The organism is Aeromonas lacus (genome assembly GCF_000764665.1).
In the GTDB taxonomy this organism is placed as follows: domain Bacteria; phylum Pseudomonadota; class Gammaproteobacteria; order Enterobacterales; family Aeromonadaceae; genus Aeromonas; species Aeromonas lacus.
The window spans coordinates 57,720-72,734 of sequence record NZ_JRGM01000138.1 but is presented as its reverse complement, the minus strand read 5'-3'; the positions used below and the strand labels follow the sequence as shown (position 1 = coordinate 72,734).

Annotated in this window: 16 protein-coding genes; 8 read left to right on the top strand and 8 right to left on the bottom strand. The window is 57.9% G+C overall.

From position 1 onward, the window contains the following. Positions 1–170 precede the first annotated feature (170 nt). From galU to LG31_RS0113170, 4 genes are all read right to left on the bottom strand, one after another. A complete protein-coding gene (gene galU, locus LG31_RS0113185) occupies positions 171–1,082 on the bottom strand; it encodes a UTP--glucose-1-phosphate uridylyltransferase GalU (RefSeq protein WP_033114924.1) in 912 nt (303 codons plus the stop codon). Between the two features lie 95 nt (positions 1,083–1,177). Continuing rightward, positions 1,178–1,498: a ComEA family DNA-binding protein gene (locus LG31_RS0113180; RefSeq protein ID WP_033114923.1), complete on the bottom strand. Its 321-nt coding sequence runs from the start codon at positions 1,496–1,498 to the stop codon at positions 1,178–1,180. Between the two features lie 336 nt (positions 1,499–1,834). Then, entirely contained in the window at positions 1,835–4,015 is a 2,181-nt protein-coding gene (gene pta / locus LG31_RS0113175) for a phosphate acetyltransferase (RefSeq protein ID WP_005339119.1), read from the bottom strand. A 55-nt stretch (positions 4,016–4,070) separates the two neighbouring features. Next, a complete protein-coding gene (locus tag LG31_RS0113170) occupies positions 4,071–5,273 on the bottom strand; it encodes an acetate kinase (RefSeq protein ID WP_033114922.1) in 1,203 nt (400 codons plus the stop codon). A 304-nt stretch (positions 5,274–5,577) separates the two neighbouring features. Here LG31_RS0113170 and yfbV point away from each other — a divergent pair, with 304 nt between their 5' ends. After that, positions 5,578–6,018 (top strand): terminus macrodomain insulation protein YfbV, encoded by a 441-nt coding sequence (gene yfbV / locus LG31_RS0113165; RefSeq protein WP_005339116.1) that lies wholly within the window; start codon positions 5,578–5,580, stop codon positions 6,016–6,018. A gap of 60 nt (positions 6,019–6,078) precedes the next feature. Here the strand turns inward: yfbV and LG31_RS0113160 are convergent, their stop codons facing one another. The 3 genes from LG31_RS0113160 to LG31_RS0113150 all read right to left on the bottom strand — a co-directional run bounded on the left by LG31_RS0113160 (position 6,079) and on the right by LG31_RS0113150 (position 7,762). Next, the gene (locus tag LG31_RS0113160; protein WP_033114921.1) at positions 6,079–6,579 is read right to left on the bottom strand and encodes a YfbU family protein; all 501 of its coding nucleotides are present in this window, start codon (positions 6,577–6,579) and stop codon (positions 6,079–6,081) included. A 163-nt stretch (positions 6,580–6,742) separates the two neighbouring features. Further along, entirely contained in the window at positions 6,743–7,207 is a 465-nt protein-coding gene (bcp, locus tag LG31_RS0113155; protein ID WP_033114920.1) for a thioredoxin-dependent thiol peroxidase, read from the bottom strand. 21 nt (positions 7,208–7,228) lie between these two features. Next, positions 7,229–7,762, bottom strand: coding sequence for a glycine cleavage system transcriptional repressor (locus LG31_RS0113150; protein ID WP_033114919.1), 534 nt, complete (start codon positions 7,760–7,762; stop codon positions 7,229–7,231). Positions 7,763–7,966: 204 nt separating this feature from the next. Here LG31_RS0113150 and dapA point away from each other — a divergent pair, with 204 nt between their 5' ends. From dapA to LG31_RS0113135, 3 genes are all read left to right on the top strand, one after another. Continuing rightward, complete coding sequence (gene dapA / locus LG31_RS0113145; protein WP_033114918.1) at positions 7,967–8,854, top strand: 4-hydroxy-tetrahydrodipicolinate synthase; 888 nt, start codon at positions 7,967–7,969, stop codon at positions 8,852–8,854. Next, complete coding sequence (bamC, locus tag LG31_RS0113140; protein WP_033114917.1) at positions 8,847–9,971, top strand: outer membrane protein assembly factor BamC; 1,125 nt, start codon at positions 8,847–8,849, stop codon at positions 9,969–9,971. The genes dapA and bamC overlap by 8 nt, the downstream gene beginning before the upstream one ends. A gap of 159 nt (positions 9,972–10,130) precedes the next feature. After that, on the top strand, positions 10,131–11,234 hold the full coding sequence (locus LG31_RS0113135) for a phosphoribosylaminoimidazolesuccinocarboxamide synthase (protein WP_033114916.1): 1,104 nt from the start codon (positions 10,131–10,133) through the stop codon (positions 11,232–11,234). A gap of 119 nt (positions 11,235–11,353) precedes the next feature. Here the strand turns inward: LG31_RS0113135 and LG31_RS0113130 are convergent, their stop codons facing one another. After that, positions 11,354–11,956, bottom strand: coding sequence for a short chain dehydrogenase (locus tag LG31_RS0113130; protein ID WP_033114915.1), 603 nt, complete (start codon positions 11,954–11,956; stop codon positions 11,354–11,356). Between the two features lie 97 nt (positions 11,957–12,053). On the opposite strand from LG31_RS0113130, the gene LG31_RS0113125 reads away from it, so the two are divergent. From LG31_RS0113125 to LG31_RS0113110, 4 genes are all read left to right on the top strand, one after another. Beyond that, entirely contained in the window at positions 12,054–12,953 is a 900-nt protein-coding gene (locus LG31_RS0113125) for a LysR family transcriptional regulator (RefSeq protein WP_033114914.1), read from the top strand. Positions 12,954–13,059: 106 nt separating this feature from the next. Beyond that, the gene (locus tag LG31_RS0113120; RefSeq protein WP_033114913.1) at positions 13,060–13,692 is read left to right on the top strand and encodes a DUF2057 domain-containing protein; all 633 of its coding nucleotides are present in this window, start codon (positions 13,060–13,062) and stop codon (positions 13,690–13,692) included. Positions 13,693–13,763: 71 nt separating this feature from the next. Continuing rightward, a complete protein-coding gene (locus LG31_RS0113115) occupies positions 13,764–14,210 on the top strand; it encodes an HIT domain-containing protein (protein WP_033114912.1) in 447 nt (148 codons plus the stop codon). 89 nt (positions 14,211–14,299) lie between these two features. Then, complete coding sequence (locus tag LG31_RS0113110; protein WP_033114911.1) at positions 14,300–15,001, top strand: DUF3334 family protein; 702 nt, start codon at positions 14,300–14,302, stop codon at positions 14,999–15,001. Positions 15,002–15,015 lie beyond the last annotated feature (14 nt).

Sequence of the window (15,015 nt, the reverse complement as noted above, 5' to 3'; positions counted from 1 at the left end):
CAAGGGCGAGAAACACGCCTCAATCCTTATAGAGCATGTGTGAATAAATTACAACATTATGATTTGCTGAGGATTTATTTATTCTTGATTGATTTTTTGTTGCGAAAATGAAAAAGGAGCATCATTTGATGCTCCTTGAATACCACTATGAAAAACGGAATTTTCAGCTATTACAACTGCTTGACGAACTGCTTCAGCCAGCCGATGAATTCGCCGTTCAGCTCGCGGTGACGTACGGCATACTCCACATTCGCTTTCATATAACCGATCTTGCTGCCGCAGTCGTGGCTCTTGCCCTTCATGAAGTAGGCGTTGACCTGCTCCTGCTCCATCAACATGGCGATGGCATCGGTCAGCTGGATCTCGTCACCGGCGCCGGCAGGGGTTTTTTCCAGCAGCGGCCAGATATTGGAAGAGAGCACATAACGGCCAACTACCGCCAGATTGGAGGGCGCTTCATCGCGCGGCGGTTTCTCGACGATAGCCTGCATCGGCAGGGACATCCCTTCGGTCAGCGCTTCACCCTTGATGTCGGCGATGCCATATTTGTCCACTTCACTCTCGGGCACAGCTTCCACCATGATCTGGCTGATCTGGTCTTCTTCAAACATGTGCACCATTTCGGCCAGGTTGTCTTTTTTCGGGTCGCTGGCCACTTCATCGATCAGTACATCCGGCAGCAGCACGGCAAATGGGTTGTCACCGATCAGCGGGCGGGCGCAGAGCACAGCGTGGCCTAGACCTTTGGCCTCACCCTGACGGACGTGCATGATGGTGACGTCTTTCGGGCAGATCTGTTGCACCTCTTCCAGCAGCTGACGCTTGACCCGCTTCTCGAGGGTCGCTTCCAGTTCGAAGCTTTTGTCGAAGTGGTTTTCGATGGAGTTCTTACTGGAGTGGGTGACCAAAATGATTTCTTTGATACCGGCGGCGATGGCTTCGCGCACAACGTACTGGATCAGGGGTTTGTCGACCACCGGCAGCATCTCTTTCGGAATGGCCTTGGTGGCGGGAAGCATGCGGGTACCCAGACCGGCTACCGGGAGCACGGCCTTGCGAACAACGAGAGGTGTCTTTTTCATGGAGAGATATCCAGAGATACAAAGTGGGCCCATGATACCCGAAGAAAAATGGGGCAGCCACAGGCTGCCCCATTTGCATATGCAGTGCTCGGACGTTATTTGACGATGATCATGTCACGGTTGGCTTCCAGCGTGGCCGGGCCGATGCCGTTTACATCAACCAGTTGATCAACTGAGGTAAATTTCCCCTGTTTTTCGCGATAGTCGACGATGGCTTGTGCCTTTTTGTCACCAATTCCCTTGAGGTTGGTGAGCTCGGCAAGGGTTGCCGTATTGATATCCACTTTGCCGCTCTCCTGCTTGGCGGCAACCGTGGTGGCCTGCTTGGGTGCGACCTTGTCTGCGGCCAGTGAGGGCTGGGTGAACAAGGGGAGGGCGGACAGCAACATGATGATGGACAAGCTGTTTTTACGCATTTCACACTTCCTTGTGGTGGGGTATTCGTATGGATGATTAACCAGATTTGGAAGATGTGACGGCTGTCATTTTTTACAGGTATTGGTGCGGGTTGCTTTGCTATAAGAGATTGCTGTTTTCGACTAACGATAAGATATATAAAGACTTTTATCGGAACATACAAAATGGAAATTATTGTATGGCAGGGCGCGCACCCTCATAACGCACTCATACTTTTATCTATCTGATTCTGAATCTTCGGCTGCTTATGCTGCCTTCAGAAACATTCCCCACAAAAAAGGCTGCTCACCTGGGGTGAACAGCCTTTGTGATCGGTTTTTTCAGACCAGAGCTGATTAGGCTTGTTCGTCAGCCTGAGCAGCCTGGATACCGGTCAGAGCGATGGTGTAGACGATGTCGTCAACCAGGGCGCCGCGGGAAAGGTCGTTGACCGGCTTGCGCATGCCTTGCAGCATCGGGCCGATGGAGACCAGGTCAGCGGAACGCTGTACCGCTTTGTAAGTGGTGTTACCGGTGTTCAGGTCAGGGAACACGAACACGGTAGCTTTACCGGCAACCGGTGAGTTCGGCGCCTTGGACTTGGCCACGTTCTCCATGATGGCCGCGTCGTACTGCAGCGGGCCGTCGATGATGAGGTCGGGGCGCTTGGCCTTGGCCAGCTCGGTCGCTTCACGCACTTTCTCTACATCGGCACCGGCGCCAGAGGTACCGGTAGAGTAGGAGATCATGGCAACACGCGGCTCGATGCCGAAAGCGGCAGCGGAGTCGGCGGACTGGATGGCGATCTCGGCCAGCTGCTCGGCAGTCGGATCCGGGTTGATCGCGCAGTCACCGTAGACCAGCACCTGGTCAGGCAGCAGCATGAAGAAGATGGAGGAGATCAGGGAAGAGCCCGGAGCGGTCTTGATGATCTGCATCGGCGGACGGATGGTGTTGGCAGTGGTGTGCACTGCGCCGGATACCAGGCCGTCAACTTCATTGCGCTCCAGCATCATGGTACCCAGTACCACGTTGTCTTCCAGCTGTTCGCGGGCAACCACTTCGGTCATGCCCTTGTTCTTGCGCAGCTCGACCAGACGCGGCACATAGCGCTCGCGTACTACGGCCGGATCGATGATCTCGACGCGATCGGTCAGTACCACACCCTGCTGCTCGGCAACGCGACGGATCTCTTCCGGGTTACCCAGCAGCACCGGACGGGCGATGCCACGCTCGGCACAGATGGCGGCAGCCTTGATGGTGCGCGGCTCGTCGCCTTCCGGCAGCACGACACGCTTGTTGGCCTGACGGGCCAGCTCGGTCAGCTGATAACGGAATGCCGGCGGGCTCAGACGACGGGAACGGGTAGAGCTGACAGTCAGCGACTCGATCCAGTGCTTGTCGATGTGGCCAGCCACATAGTCCTGCACCAGCTCGATACGCTCGCGGTCATCTTCCGGAATATCGACGTTGAAGTTCTGCAGGCTGACGGCGGTCTGCCAGGTGTTGGTGCCGGTCATCATGATCGGCAAGCCGGTGGCCATGGCCTGTTGGCACAGGGCCATTACCTGCGGCTCAGGATGATAGTTACCGGTCAGCAGCAGGGCGCCCAGCTTGACGCCGTTCATGGCGGAGAGGCAGGCAGACACGATGACGTCGGAACGGTCGCCAGAGGTGACCAGCAGGCTGCCCGGACGGAAGTGCTCAACCATGTTGTGGATGGAGCGGGCACAGAAGGTCACGGTCTGCAGGCGACGGCTATCCAGCTCACCCTTGTGCAGGATCTTGGCGGCCAGATGCTTGGCGAGATCCTTGGCGCGCGGGGCGATCAGCTGGGTGTTCCAGGGGATGCAACCCAGGATGCGCAGCGGGCTCTTGCCGAACACTTGCAGCACTTCCAGGTTGTGGGCAGCGTCAGAAGCGTGGTGATGGGCTTCAAACATCTCGGTCAGGTCAGGGCGGGTTACGCCATGCTCGTCAACCGGCGCGCCAACCTTGTTGATCACGCAACCAACGATACGGGGGTTGTTGACACCACCGAAGTTGGAGCAGGCCAGTTCGATGCGCTCTTTCAGCTTCTGGCTGGAGTCATGGCCCGGGTGGGTCACGAATACCATGTCAGCGTCCAGCGCCTTGGCAACGTCGTAGTTCAGCTTGTTGGCAAAGGGCTGCTTGTCGGTCGGCACCATACCTTCGACAACCAGCACTTCGGCACCGCTGGACTTCACGTGCTCTTCGAAGCGGGCAACGATCTCTTCCAGCAGGATGTCGGTGTTGCTGGAGCTGATCATGTTCTCGGCGTAGGAGAGGGTGAAGGGCTCGGGCGGATTGATGTTGGCAGCTGCGCGGATAACGGCGGTTGAGCGCTCGGCGCCGGTTTCACCCGGACGCGGCTGGGCAACCGGTTTGAAGAAGCTGACATTGACACCGTGACGCTCCATGGCGCGAACAACGCCAAGGCTTACGGAAGTTACGCCGACACCAGTGCCGACCGGGATAAGCATAATAGTGCGTGCCACTTTATACCCCTTGTTCATTTTTTGGGATCAGGAAAAGGCCGCCCTGGTGGGCGGCCTCGAGTTACTGCGTCAATTAAGCGCCGACCAGTTCCAGCGCGTCGTGGGCGATAACCCACTCTTCGTTGGTCGGGATAACCAGGGCCTTGGTAGAACCGGCCTTGGTGATCTCGCCACCCTTGCCGAAACGAGCCTTCAGGTTGGCGTCGTGATCGACGTCAAAGCCCAGCAGACCCAGCTTGTTCAGGGTGATTTCACGGATCGGGGCGGAGTTTTCACCGATACCACCGGTGAAAACAACGGCGTCCAGACGACCGTCCATGGCGGCAGCGTAGGCGCCGATGTACTTGGCCAGGCGATAGCAGTAAACGTCCATGGCACGCTTGGCTTCTTCTTTGCTGTCGTAGTTGTCTTCAACGAAACGGCAGTCGGAGGTGACTTCGGTCAGACCCTGCAGGCCGGACTCTTTGGTCAGCATGGTGTTGATATCGGCAACGCTCATGCCCAGTTTGTCGTGCAGGAAGAAGATGATGGCCGGGTCCAGATCGCCGGAGCGGGTACCCATTACCAGGCCTTCCAGCGGGGTCAGACCCATGGAGGTATCAACAGACTTGCCGTTCTTGATGGCGCAGACGGAACCGCCGTTGCCCAAGTGGCAGTTGATGATGTTCAGCTCTTCAACCGGCTTGTTCAGCTGCTTGGCAGCTTCCAGGCTGATGTAGTAGTGGCTGGTGCCGTGGGCGCCGTAGCGACGGATGCCGTTCTCTTTGTAGAGCTTGTACGGCAGGGCGTACAGGAAGGCTTCTTCCGGCATGGACTGGTGGAACGCGGTATCGAATACGGCCACGTTCTTGTCAGCCAGCGCCGGGAATACGCGGCGAGCTTCACGGATACCGATCAGGTGAGCCGGGTTGTGCAGCGGCGCGTACGGAACAGCGGCTTCGATGCCGGCAATCACGTCTTCGCAGATGACGACGGAAGAGGTGAAACGCTCGCCGCCATGAACAACGCGGTGACCGATGGCGATCAGGTTCTTGGCCAGTTCAGGATTGAGCGGCAGGATCTTGTTGACGATGAAGTCCAGCGCTTCCTGGTGAGCGGCACCCGCGCCCAGATCGGCACTGCCTTTCTCGCCATTCAGTTTCCACTTGATGCGGGCGTCGTCGAGGTTGAAGCACTCGGCCAGGCCGGACAGCAGGTCATCACCGGTGGTTGCGTCAATGACAGCAAACTTCAGGGAAGAGCTGCCACAGTTAAGAACAAGAACCAGCTTACTCATGAATAAATCCTATCGCAGATTGGGTTGTGTAGGCGGATGCGTTGGACGCGGTGCGGCCAAAAACTTTCAACTTATCCTTATGAGGGTTGGCAATCTGTTGCTTGCCCCTTGTATAGTGATACAAGACCCGAAATCCAGACGTCCCTGACAGGTCAATAGCAAGACGCTTTTGACGCAAAAATGGGCGTACAAAGGATAACCCGATTGTTGAAAAATAACAAAGTCATCCTCAACCTTTGTTACTTTGCATCAAATTTTGTCGAGGTTTTGCCGTTGGTACGTTCAAAAAGCGCTCGGAGGTAGTATGAGCATGAACATTTTTGGAACTAAGTTACAGCAAGGCCGCCATTATATGACGCTTTGGCCGCGCCGTCCCGAGCTCAATTCGATGTTTCCTGAAAATCGGGTGATCAAGGCGACCGAGTTCGCCCTCAAGGTGATTCCGGCGCTGGCGGTGCTGAGCGTGATGCTGCAGTTCCAGTTTGGCGAGTTGCACTACTGGCCCTCCGTCATCACCTCGGTGCTGTTTCTGCTCAGTTTGCCGCTGCAGGGCTACTACTGGCTCGGTCAGCGTGCCGACACCCGTTTGCCCCCTTCGTTGGCGAGCTGGTATCGGGAGATCAACGGCAAGATGAACGAGCAGGGCGGTCGCCGTCAGCTGGTTTCCCAGCCGCGCTATGAAGAGCTGGCCGATACCCTCAAGGCTGCGTTTCAGCAGCTGGACAAATCGTTTCTCTACGAATAACCCGATTCAAACGTAAAAAAGGCGCCAGTGGCGCCTTTTTTGTTGCAGTCGGTGTGCGGATCAGGCCGCCAGTACCTTGCGGATCTCCTGAATGGAGAGTTTGTACTGACGGGGGCACTGGCGCCACACCTGCAACATCCGCTGGTATTTGTCGCGCATGGCGATGTCGCTGGAGAGCTCGTCGCACGGGCACTTGAGCTCGGGGAAGCGCTTGTCCACCTCCAGCAGGAAGCAGACGTAGTCGGCCAGCTCACGCTCCTGACTGCGGCTGTAGCCGTTGAACTCCAGCCGACTGGCGTTGATCTCGCCCTGATCGGCCCCATCCAGATTGCCCCATGAGATGGCCAGTGCGTGGTGCAGCTCGAGGGTATCGATCACCTCCTGGCAGGTCGCCAGATCCAGATGGCCGAAGCTCTTCTCCAGCTCGAGGATCTGCAGGCAGTAGCCGCGTTCGATGATGGTGCTGGCGCGCTGGTAGAAGTCTGCTTTCTCCGGATTGAGTTTCGCCAGAATTTCGTACTGGTTGCTCAGGATCAAACGCTCTGTGTTGCTCATGTTCATGGGATATCTCGCTGGAAGATGATTCTGGGGTCACGTTAACCCATATATAAAATGAATTTTTTGATCTGGGCGGGGGAGTTGGTGAGAAAAATCTGCAGGCGAGCGGCGGCTGGCCAGACAAAAAAGGCCTGCGTGGCAGGCCTTTCAATGACGCAGGGGAGGGTTATCCCTTGAGGAAATCCAGTACCACCTGATGGTGATCGCTGGTCTTGAACTTGTCGAAGTGGTGGGCAATCTTGCCCTCTTCGTCGATCAGGAAGCTCTGGCGGTGAATACCATCATACTCCTTGCCCATGAACTTCTTCGGACCCCAGACGCCAAAGGCATCGGCGACGGCGTGGTCTTCATCGGCCAGCAGGGTGAAGTTGAGCTGGTCCCGCTCTTCGAACTTCTTCAGCCGTTTGGCCGGATCCGGGCTGATGCCAAGCACCACCACATTGAGGGCGGCCAGTTCGGCGTTCACATCGCGCAGGCTGCAGGCTTGGGTGGTACAGCCGGGGGTCATCGCCTTGGGATAGAAATAGACCAGCACTTTCTTGCCGCGCAGGCTAGCGAGACTGACCTGATTGCCATTCTGGTCGGGCAAAGTGAAGTCGGGGGCGGGGCTGCCAGCTTGTAATGGTTGCATGGGTTCTCCTTGAGTGAGTGCTCAGGCGTGTTTGCGATTGACGATAAACTCGAACGATTCTGCGCCCAGTTCACGACAGAATTCGGCGAAGGCGGTCTGCGACCGTTCAACCTCTCCCTCTTTGGCCAGATTGAGTTGGAAGCTCATCTTGAGCAGGTTGAATGGCTGCTGTTCCAGGGTCATGGACTGCATCGCCTGAATGTTCCAGCCATGTTCGCTGAAGAACTGGGTGCATTGGCTTACGATGCCCGGTTCGTCACGGATCAGGATCCCGACGCTGGCGCTCACGTCATACTGGAGCGACTGGTGGCGCTCGGTGCGCTTCATCATGGTGATGAGATCCCACTCCTGGCTGCGCAGGGGGAGGCTGATCTCGAGTTGCATCATGCTGTTCCAGTCGCCAGAGAGCAGCATGATAAAGGTGAATTCATTGCCGAAGATGCCAAGACGGCTGTCCACAATGTTGCAACCACAGCTACTGACGTGACGGGTCACTTCATTGACGATGCCAGGCCTGTCCGTGCCGATGGCCGTTACGACCAGATAGTGAGTCATAAATCTTCTCTCGTCCGTTATGTATCTTGAAAGCCGCACAGGATTGCCGATTTTCGGGCTGTTGATGGCCCGCAGCGCGGTGCTCCCCCGACTCTCATTTATTGCTTTTTGTGGCCGATGGTATCACGGCTTGTCCCCTCTCTCCCTTGTTTTTCAAAGGGGGCAGCTTTACCATTACGGCCCTGAAAATCGGGAGAAATATCCATGTTGCGCGGTAGTATTGTTGCCCTCGTTACCCCTATGCTGGCTTCAGGTGAAGTCGATTGGGCCAGTCTGGCCAAGCTGGTCGAGTATCATGTCAGCGCCGGAACCAGCGCCATTGTTGCTGTGGGAACTACAGGGGAGTCGGTGACCCTGAGCGAGCAAGAGCACATTGCCGTCGTTGAAAAGACCGTTGAATATGCTGCCGGTCGCATTCCTGTCATTGCCGGCAGTGGCTCCAACAATACTGCCCACGCCATCGAACTGAGCAAACGCCTGGCCAAAACCGGCGTGGTTGCTGGTCTCTCGGTGACCCCTTACTACAACAAACCCACTCAGGAAGGTCTCTATCGCCACTATTGTGCGATCGCCGAGGCTAGTGGTCTGCCCCAAATTCTTTATAATGTGCCCGGTCGCACCTGCTGCGACCTGAAACCGGAGACCGTGGCCCGTCTGGCCAAGGTGCCCGGTATTATCGGCCTGAAAGAGGCAACCGGCGATTTGAGTCGCACCCCGCTGCTGCGCGAGCTGTGCGGGCCGGATTTTGCCCTCTACAGTGGCGATGATGCCACTGGCTGTGATTTTATGCTGCAAGGTGGTGATGGTGTCATTTCGGTCACCACCAATATTGCAGCGGCCCAGATGGCCGACATGTGTCGTGCTGCGCTGGCCGGTGATGCCGGTCTGGCCCACGACATCAACAATCTCTTGATGCCGTTGCACAAGACTCTGTTCTGCGAACCGAGCCCCACCCCGGTGAAATGGGCCTGTGCCCAGCTGGGATTGATTGCAACAGCAACCTTGCGTCTGCCGCTGGTTGAACTCTCTCCCGAGGGTGAACAGCTGATGGCGCGAGCACTGACCACTGCGGAGTTGATGGCGAGTGTTTAAATCAAATGGAAAGGGAAATAGTGCCCGTCTGGTGCTGACTGTTGCGACCGCCGCCGTGCTGGCCGCGTGCAGCACGCCCCAGGATCGCAAAATGGCCAACCGCGACTTCGGTTATGAAGATGCCCGCCTCGAGGGCCGTGCATTCCTGATCCCGTCAGGATTGAGCGCCCCCGCCTTCAACAGCCAGTTCGATATTCCGCCGTTGCCCGAGAGCAGCCGTGACGGTGCTCTCGGCGCCAAGATCGACGTGCGTCCGCCCGCCCAGCTGCTGACCGTGGTGCCGGGTAGCCAGGTCGTCCAGAATGCCAGTGAACCTACCATCGCCTACTATGCCCTGAGCACCAGCCAGAGCGTGGAGCGCGACACCTGGTCGTTCCTGATGAACTTCCTGGCCAAGTACAAGGTCACCACCGAGAAGCTGGACCAGCAGGCCGGCGTGCTGCAGACCGGCTGGTTTGACAACACGGTCGCCCTTGATGGCTGGGGTGAAGATGACGACGATTTCAAAATCCGTCAGCGTTATCAGTTCACCGTGCGCAACGATGCTGCGCGCCACGCCGTCAACATGTCGGTACGGGTACTGGATCACGAAGAGAGCTTCGATGGCGAGACCACTACCCAGCTGAGCCCGGCTGAAGCGCAGCGTTATGCCGTGCGGGTGCTCAACCAGTTCTCTCTCTATTACGACAGCCAGCTCAAGTCCCGCGAACAGCACAAGTCCAACGATGGCATGGGGCTGGAACTGGGTCTGGACAACAACGAGCTGAGCGCCTGGATTGCCGATGGCTCCTTCGAGCAGGTGTGGCGCCGTCTCAACCAGGTGCTGCCGGGCTACGGCTTCGTCATCAAGGATACCCAGCAGTCGCTGGGCTGGATCGACGTCGAGTATGAAGCCCCGTCTGCCGAGTTCTGGAAGGCGAAAGGGAGCGAGCCGTTCAAACTGGAAGAGGAGAAGTACCGCTTCCAGCTGGGTGAAATGGCGGGAGGCAAGACCTCCATCACCCTGTTCGACAAGGACAAGAAGCCGGTGTCGTCTGGGGTTATCTCCCAGATGTACATCAGCATGTCCGAGGCGTTTGCCAAAGGACTGGCTGCACAGGCAGCAAAATCAGAATAAATACAGGGGCCTTGTGCCCCTGTTTTTTTATCTCTGCACGGCTGGCGAGCCAGTCAATGTGGATGCCGGCGTGCAGGGCATGGATTGATTACCCCCAACGAGAGCGGGGCTTGATGCTCCTCTCTGATTACCCCCCACAAACAGGAAGTGTTATTAGCCATGAGTCTTGCAGACCAAGTATTGGCGGTGAATGACGATTTGCCGATCCGTACCGATAAGCCTGTCCATTCCGGTAAAGTGCGTAGCGTCTACTGGCTGACCGCCGCAGACAGCGCCCGTCTCATTCGCGAGAAGGGTTATGACGTGCCAGCGGATGCGCCGCTCGCCATCATGGTGATCAGCGACAGGATCTCTGCCTTCGACTGCATCTGGCAAGGTGTGAACGGGCTGAACGGCGTACCGGGCAAAGGGGCGGCGCTCAACGCCATCTCCAGCCACTGGTTCAAGCTGTTCAAGGAGAAGGGGCTGGCCGACAGCCACATTCTCGACATCCCGCACCCCTTTGTCTGGATCGTGCAAAAAGCCCGTCCGGTGATGATCGAGGCGATCGCCCGCCAGTACATCACAGGTTCCATGTGGCGAGCCTACAAGGATGGCGAGCGCGAGTTCTGCGGCATCACCCTGCCGGAAGGGCTCAAGAAGGATCAGAAGCTGCCGGAGATCCTCATCACCCCCTCCACCAAGGGCGTGCTGAAAGGGCTGGATGGCGTGCCGGAAGCCGATGACGTCAACGTATCCCGTGCCGATATCGAGCGCCACTACAAGGGCTTCAACTTCAGCAAGCCAGCCGATATCGACCGCTACGAAGTGCTGCTCAAAGAGGGCTTCAACGTCATCAGCGACGCACTGGCCGAGCTGGATCAGATCTTTGTCGATACCAAGTTCGAGTTTGGCTACGTCCACGATGCCGCTGGCAACGAAAAGCTGATCTACATGGATGAAGTGGGTACCCCCGACAGCTCCCGCATCTGGGATGGCGCCGCCCTGCGCGACGGCCAGATTGTCGAGAAGTCGAAAGAGGGTTTCCGTCAGTGGCTGCTCAACCACTTCCCGGATCCGGACATCCTGCTCAACAAGAACCGCATGCCGGAACGCTTCGCCCTGGCCCGCGACAACAAGCTGCCGACCGAAGTGATGATGAATATCTCCAGCACCTACGTCGGGATCGCCGAGAAGATCATCGGCCACAAGCTGGAGCTGTCGGCCAACCCGAAGCAGGAGATCATCGATATCCTGCGCGCGCAGTACGGTCTGATCGACTAAGAGTTGCGCTCTTTTTTGTCATCGAAAAACAAACGTTTGCCGATGACGAAGGAGAGACACAGAGAAACAGACGGGCCCCATAGCGGGGCCCGTTTTATTTTCTATCCGGCGCCCGACGATCAGCCGTTGACCTTGAACACCTGACCGGTCTGGATGCCCAGCACCGACTTCTTGTAGGCCTGCGCCACTTTGGCGGCGGGCACCGGCACGAAGCCCGGGAAGAAATCGGCGTATTTGTCCATCGACTCCGCCAGCACGGTCGGGCTTACCACGTTGATGCGAAGGCCCCTGGGCAGCTCGCAGGCGGCCGCTTTGACGAAGTGCTCGATCGCGCCATTGATAGTGGTGACACTGGCGCCCCAGTTGATGGGTTCCTCGCTCAGAATACCGCTGATCAGGGTGATGGAGCCATTGTCGCTCAGGTGGGGGATGGCGGCACGGGTCAGATTGATCTGGCCCATCAGCTTGCTCTGAAGCCCCACCTGCCACTCTTCATCGGTCATCTCGGTCAGGGCATTGAAGGCGGCGCTGCCGCTGGCCACTACCAGCGCATCGAACTGACCCAGCTTGGCGAACAGCGCCTTGATGGAGACGGGATCGCGCATGTCGACCGTGGCATCCCCCTGGCTGTGGCCGACCCGGATCACCTGATGATCCCTGGCAAGCAATTCGCTGACGGCAGAACCTATGGTGCCGGACGCACCCACAATCACAATCTTCATCTCTGTCACTTCTGGTTGGGATGTGTTGATTCTAGTGCAACAAAAAAAGAGAAAAAGCGCGTAAAATAAATCCATTGTTTCCATATTGGAGCTAATGATGGATATCGCCCATCTGGCCAGTTTTTACGAGGTGGTTTTGCGGGGCAGTTTCTCTGCCGCCGCCGATGCGCTGGGGGTGAGCAAGGGGATGCTGAGTCGCCATGTCAGCGCACTGGAGTCCTCCCTCAACGCCCAGTTGCTGCAACGTACCACCCGCCGGCTCAGTCTGACCGAGGCGGGATCGACCCTCTATCTGCAGGCGGGCGAGATCTTCGCGCTGGCACGGCAGGCGGAGCAGGATATTCAGGCGCTGACCGAAGAGGATAGCGGACGACTGCGCTTCACCTGCCCAATCAGCACCGGCGATCGCATGGTGAGCGAGCTGATCGCTCGCTTTGCCACGCTCTGTCCCGGGGTTGCGGTCGAACTAAACTTCACCAATCAGGTAGTCGACATGAGCCAGGGCGAGAATGACATCGCCCTGCGCGCCATCAATGAGGTGCCGGACAATCTGGTCGCGCTCCCCCTTGGCCGGCTTAAGGATGTGGTGGTGGCTAGCCCAGCTCTGGTGGCAAGGGAGGGGAAACCGGCAACGCCCTATGAGTTGGGGGGGCTATCCTGCCTGCCCATGGGGAGCAATCCGGCCTGGGAGCAGTGGCACTTCAGCCGCAAGGGCGAAGAGGCCCACATTCTGGTCCAGGGCAGGGTGAGGGCCAATCAATACAGCACCGTCATTGAGCTGGCCCGGGCAGGCATGGGCTATGCCAAATGCCCGCTGGTGGCGGTGGATGCCCTGCTGGCGGCGGGAGAGCTGGTGACCGTGCTCGACGAGTGGCAGAGCGGTCTGCACCAGCTTCATGTGCTGCATGCCCAGCAGCGGCGGGTGCCACGCAAAATCCGCTTGTTCAAGCAGGTGCTGGCCCAGTGGTTTGCCGATCATCCCCGTTATCTGCTGTAAGAGGGCGTATCGCTCCGGCTGCGCTGATGGTGCCCGGCTTCGTTATTTTTCTGTCATCTTCGGCTGCTACCCTGCGCCCATTGTCGGCATCTGGAAGCGAGAAGCGATGAACAAGCATTGGAGATGGGCGGGGTTGGCGCTGCTGTGCGGCACCGCCTGCGTGCAGGCGGCGGTCGAGGTGAGTGTGCCGGAGAATTTCCGCATCCTCGCGGTGAGCAGTGGCACGCTGCAGGATGAGCAGCACGCCACCCTGACCGATGGCGAACAGCAGTTGCTGGTGCGTTTCGAGGGGGTCATCCCCAGCCGCAGCAGCAGCGAGAATGACCGGCAGGTTCGCTCCGAGCCGCAGGTGGTGCGCTATCAGGCGAGCAACCAGCGGTTGCAACTGGTGGCGAGCGTACCGGCCGATGAGCAGGGGATGCAGGCCTATGCCAAATCGCCCGCAGTGGCGTTGCAGGAGAGTGGCCGGGGACTTGCCATCCAGCAGGATGCACTGGTGACCAGCGGCATGCTGCTTGGGGTGGATTGGAACGGGAAACTGGCTGAATACAACCGCAGTGGTGGCAAGGCGGCGCTGGCGGCGGGAGTGGTTGCTGCACCATCAATCAATGCTGTTTCTAGCGGGTCTCAACCTGTTGTGGCAGTCAGCGAGCTGGAAGGGCAGTTGCAGCAGCTGTTCCTCAAGGCAGACCCGGCCCTTCGCAAGCGCTTTATCAGTTGGGCCGTGCCGCAGCTTTAAGTTTGCCGCCCGTTGCAGTAACGTGGGCATCCCTGTCGGATGCCCTCTTTATCGTACTCAACGAGGTGTTCATGTTTGAATTGCATTCCCGCCTGCAGGCAGATACCTGCTGGCTTGGCGATCTGCCGCTCTGCCGCGTCCTGCTGGCCAAAGACAGTCAATACCCCTGGCTGATTCTGGTGCCGCGAGTGGCCAACCTGCGCGAGATCCACCATCTGGCACCGGAACAGCAGCAACAGCTGATGCAGGAGTCTTGCGCCGTCTCGGCGCTGATGGAGCAGGCCCTCAGTCCGGACAAGATCAACATCGGCGCGCTCGGCAATCTGGTGCCGCAGCTGCACATTCATCATGTCGCCCGCTTTGCCACAGATGCTTCCTGGCCTGGCCCCATCTGGGGAGCCCATCCTGCCGTTCCATACCAGCCAGAAACTCTGCAGCAGGAGGTCGATCGCTGGCTTGCGCGACTCGGCAATCTGGGCGGATTTACCCCGGCTGCCACTGATAACAGAGTCAACTGAGAGGCATGTCGCTATTTCAGTCTTCTGGCCGCGCCATCTGTTAGAGTTATGGTATAGATAAGCCCATTCTCGATGTTCAGGAAGGACACATGATAGTTACAAGATCCGATGATGACGTCGTGTTGACGACTGAGGATGTACTGCTCAGCCTTTGCAACTCGGTAACCGACGTATTGAGTGCCGCGACCATGAGTCAGGTACGTTTTTCCGGTATGGTGCAGCGGATCAGCAAGACCTGCCTCAAGCCCGATATCGGCTGCTTCGTGCTGTTCGATGGCGGCTTCTCCGGTCTGGTGGTGATCAACTTCTCCGCCGCTGCCGCCATGGAACTCTACGAGAGCTACATGCTGAGCATGGGGCTCTCCAAGGAGGATCTCGCCATCTCTCACACCTCCGACGAGGTGAGCAACGTGATGGGTGAGCTGATGAACCAGATCGTCGGCAGCTTCACCGTCAAGGTGGGCCGCGATCTGCAGACTCACATCACCCAGAACCAGCCGAAGATGCTGGCCCTCAACAAGCAGGTGATGCTGAGCGTCGATACCAATCTCGACAGCCCGGAATCCCGCCGCGTCACCTTCTTCACTGCTCGCAACAACATCTTCTATCTGGAGCTGGCGATGGACAAGACCGAGTTCATCCGTATTCACAATGAAGGGATGGAGCACGAGGAGCTGGATCCTGATGCCCTGATCGCCCAGGCCAAGCAGGATGCGGCCAAACCGGCGCCAGCAGCAGCTCCGGCCGCCAGCAACGACCACGACGATCTGCTTGACTCGCTCGGTATCTGAAGCAGGTCTACGGC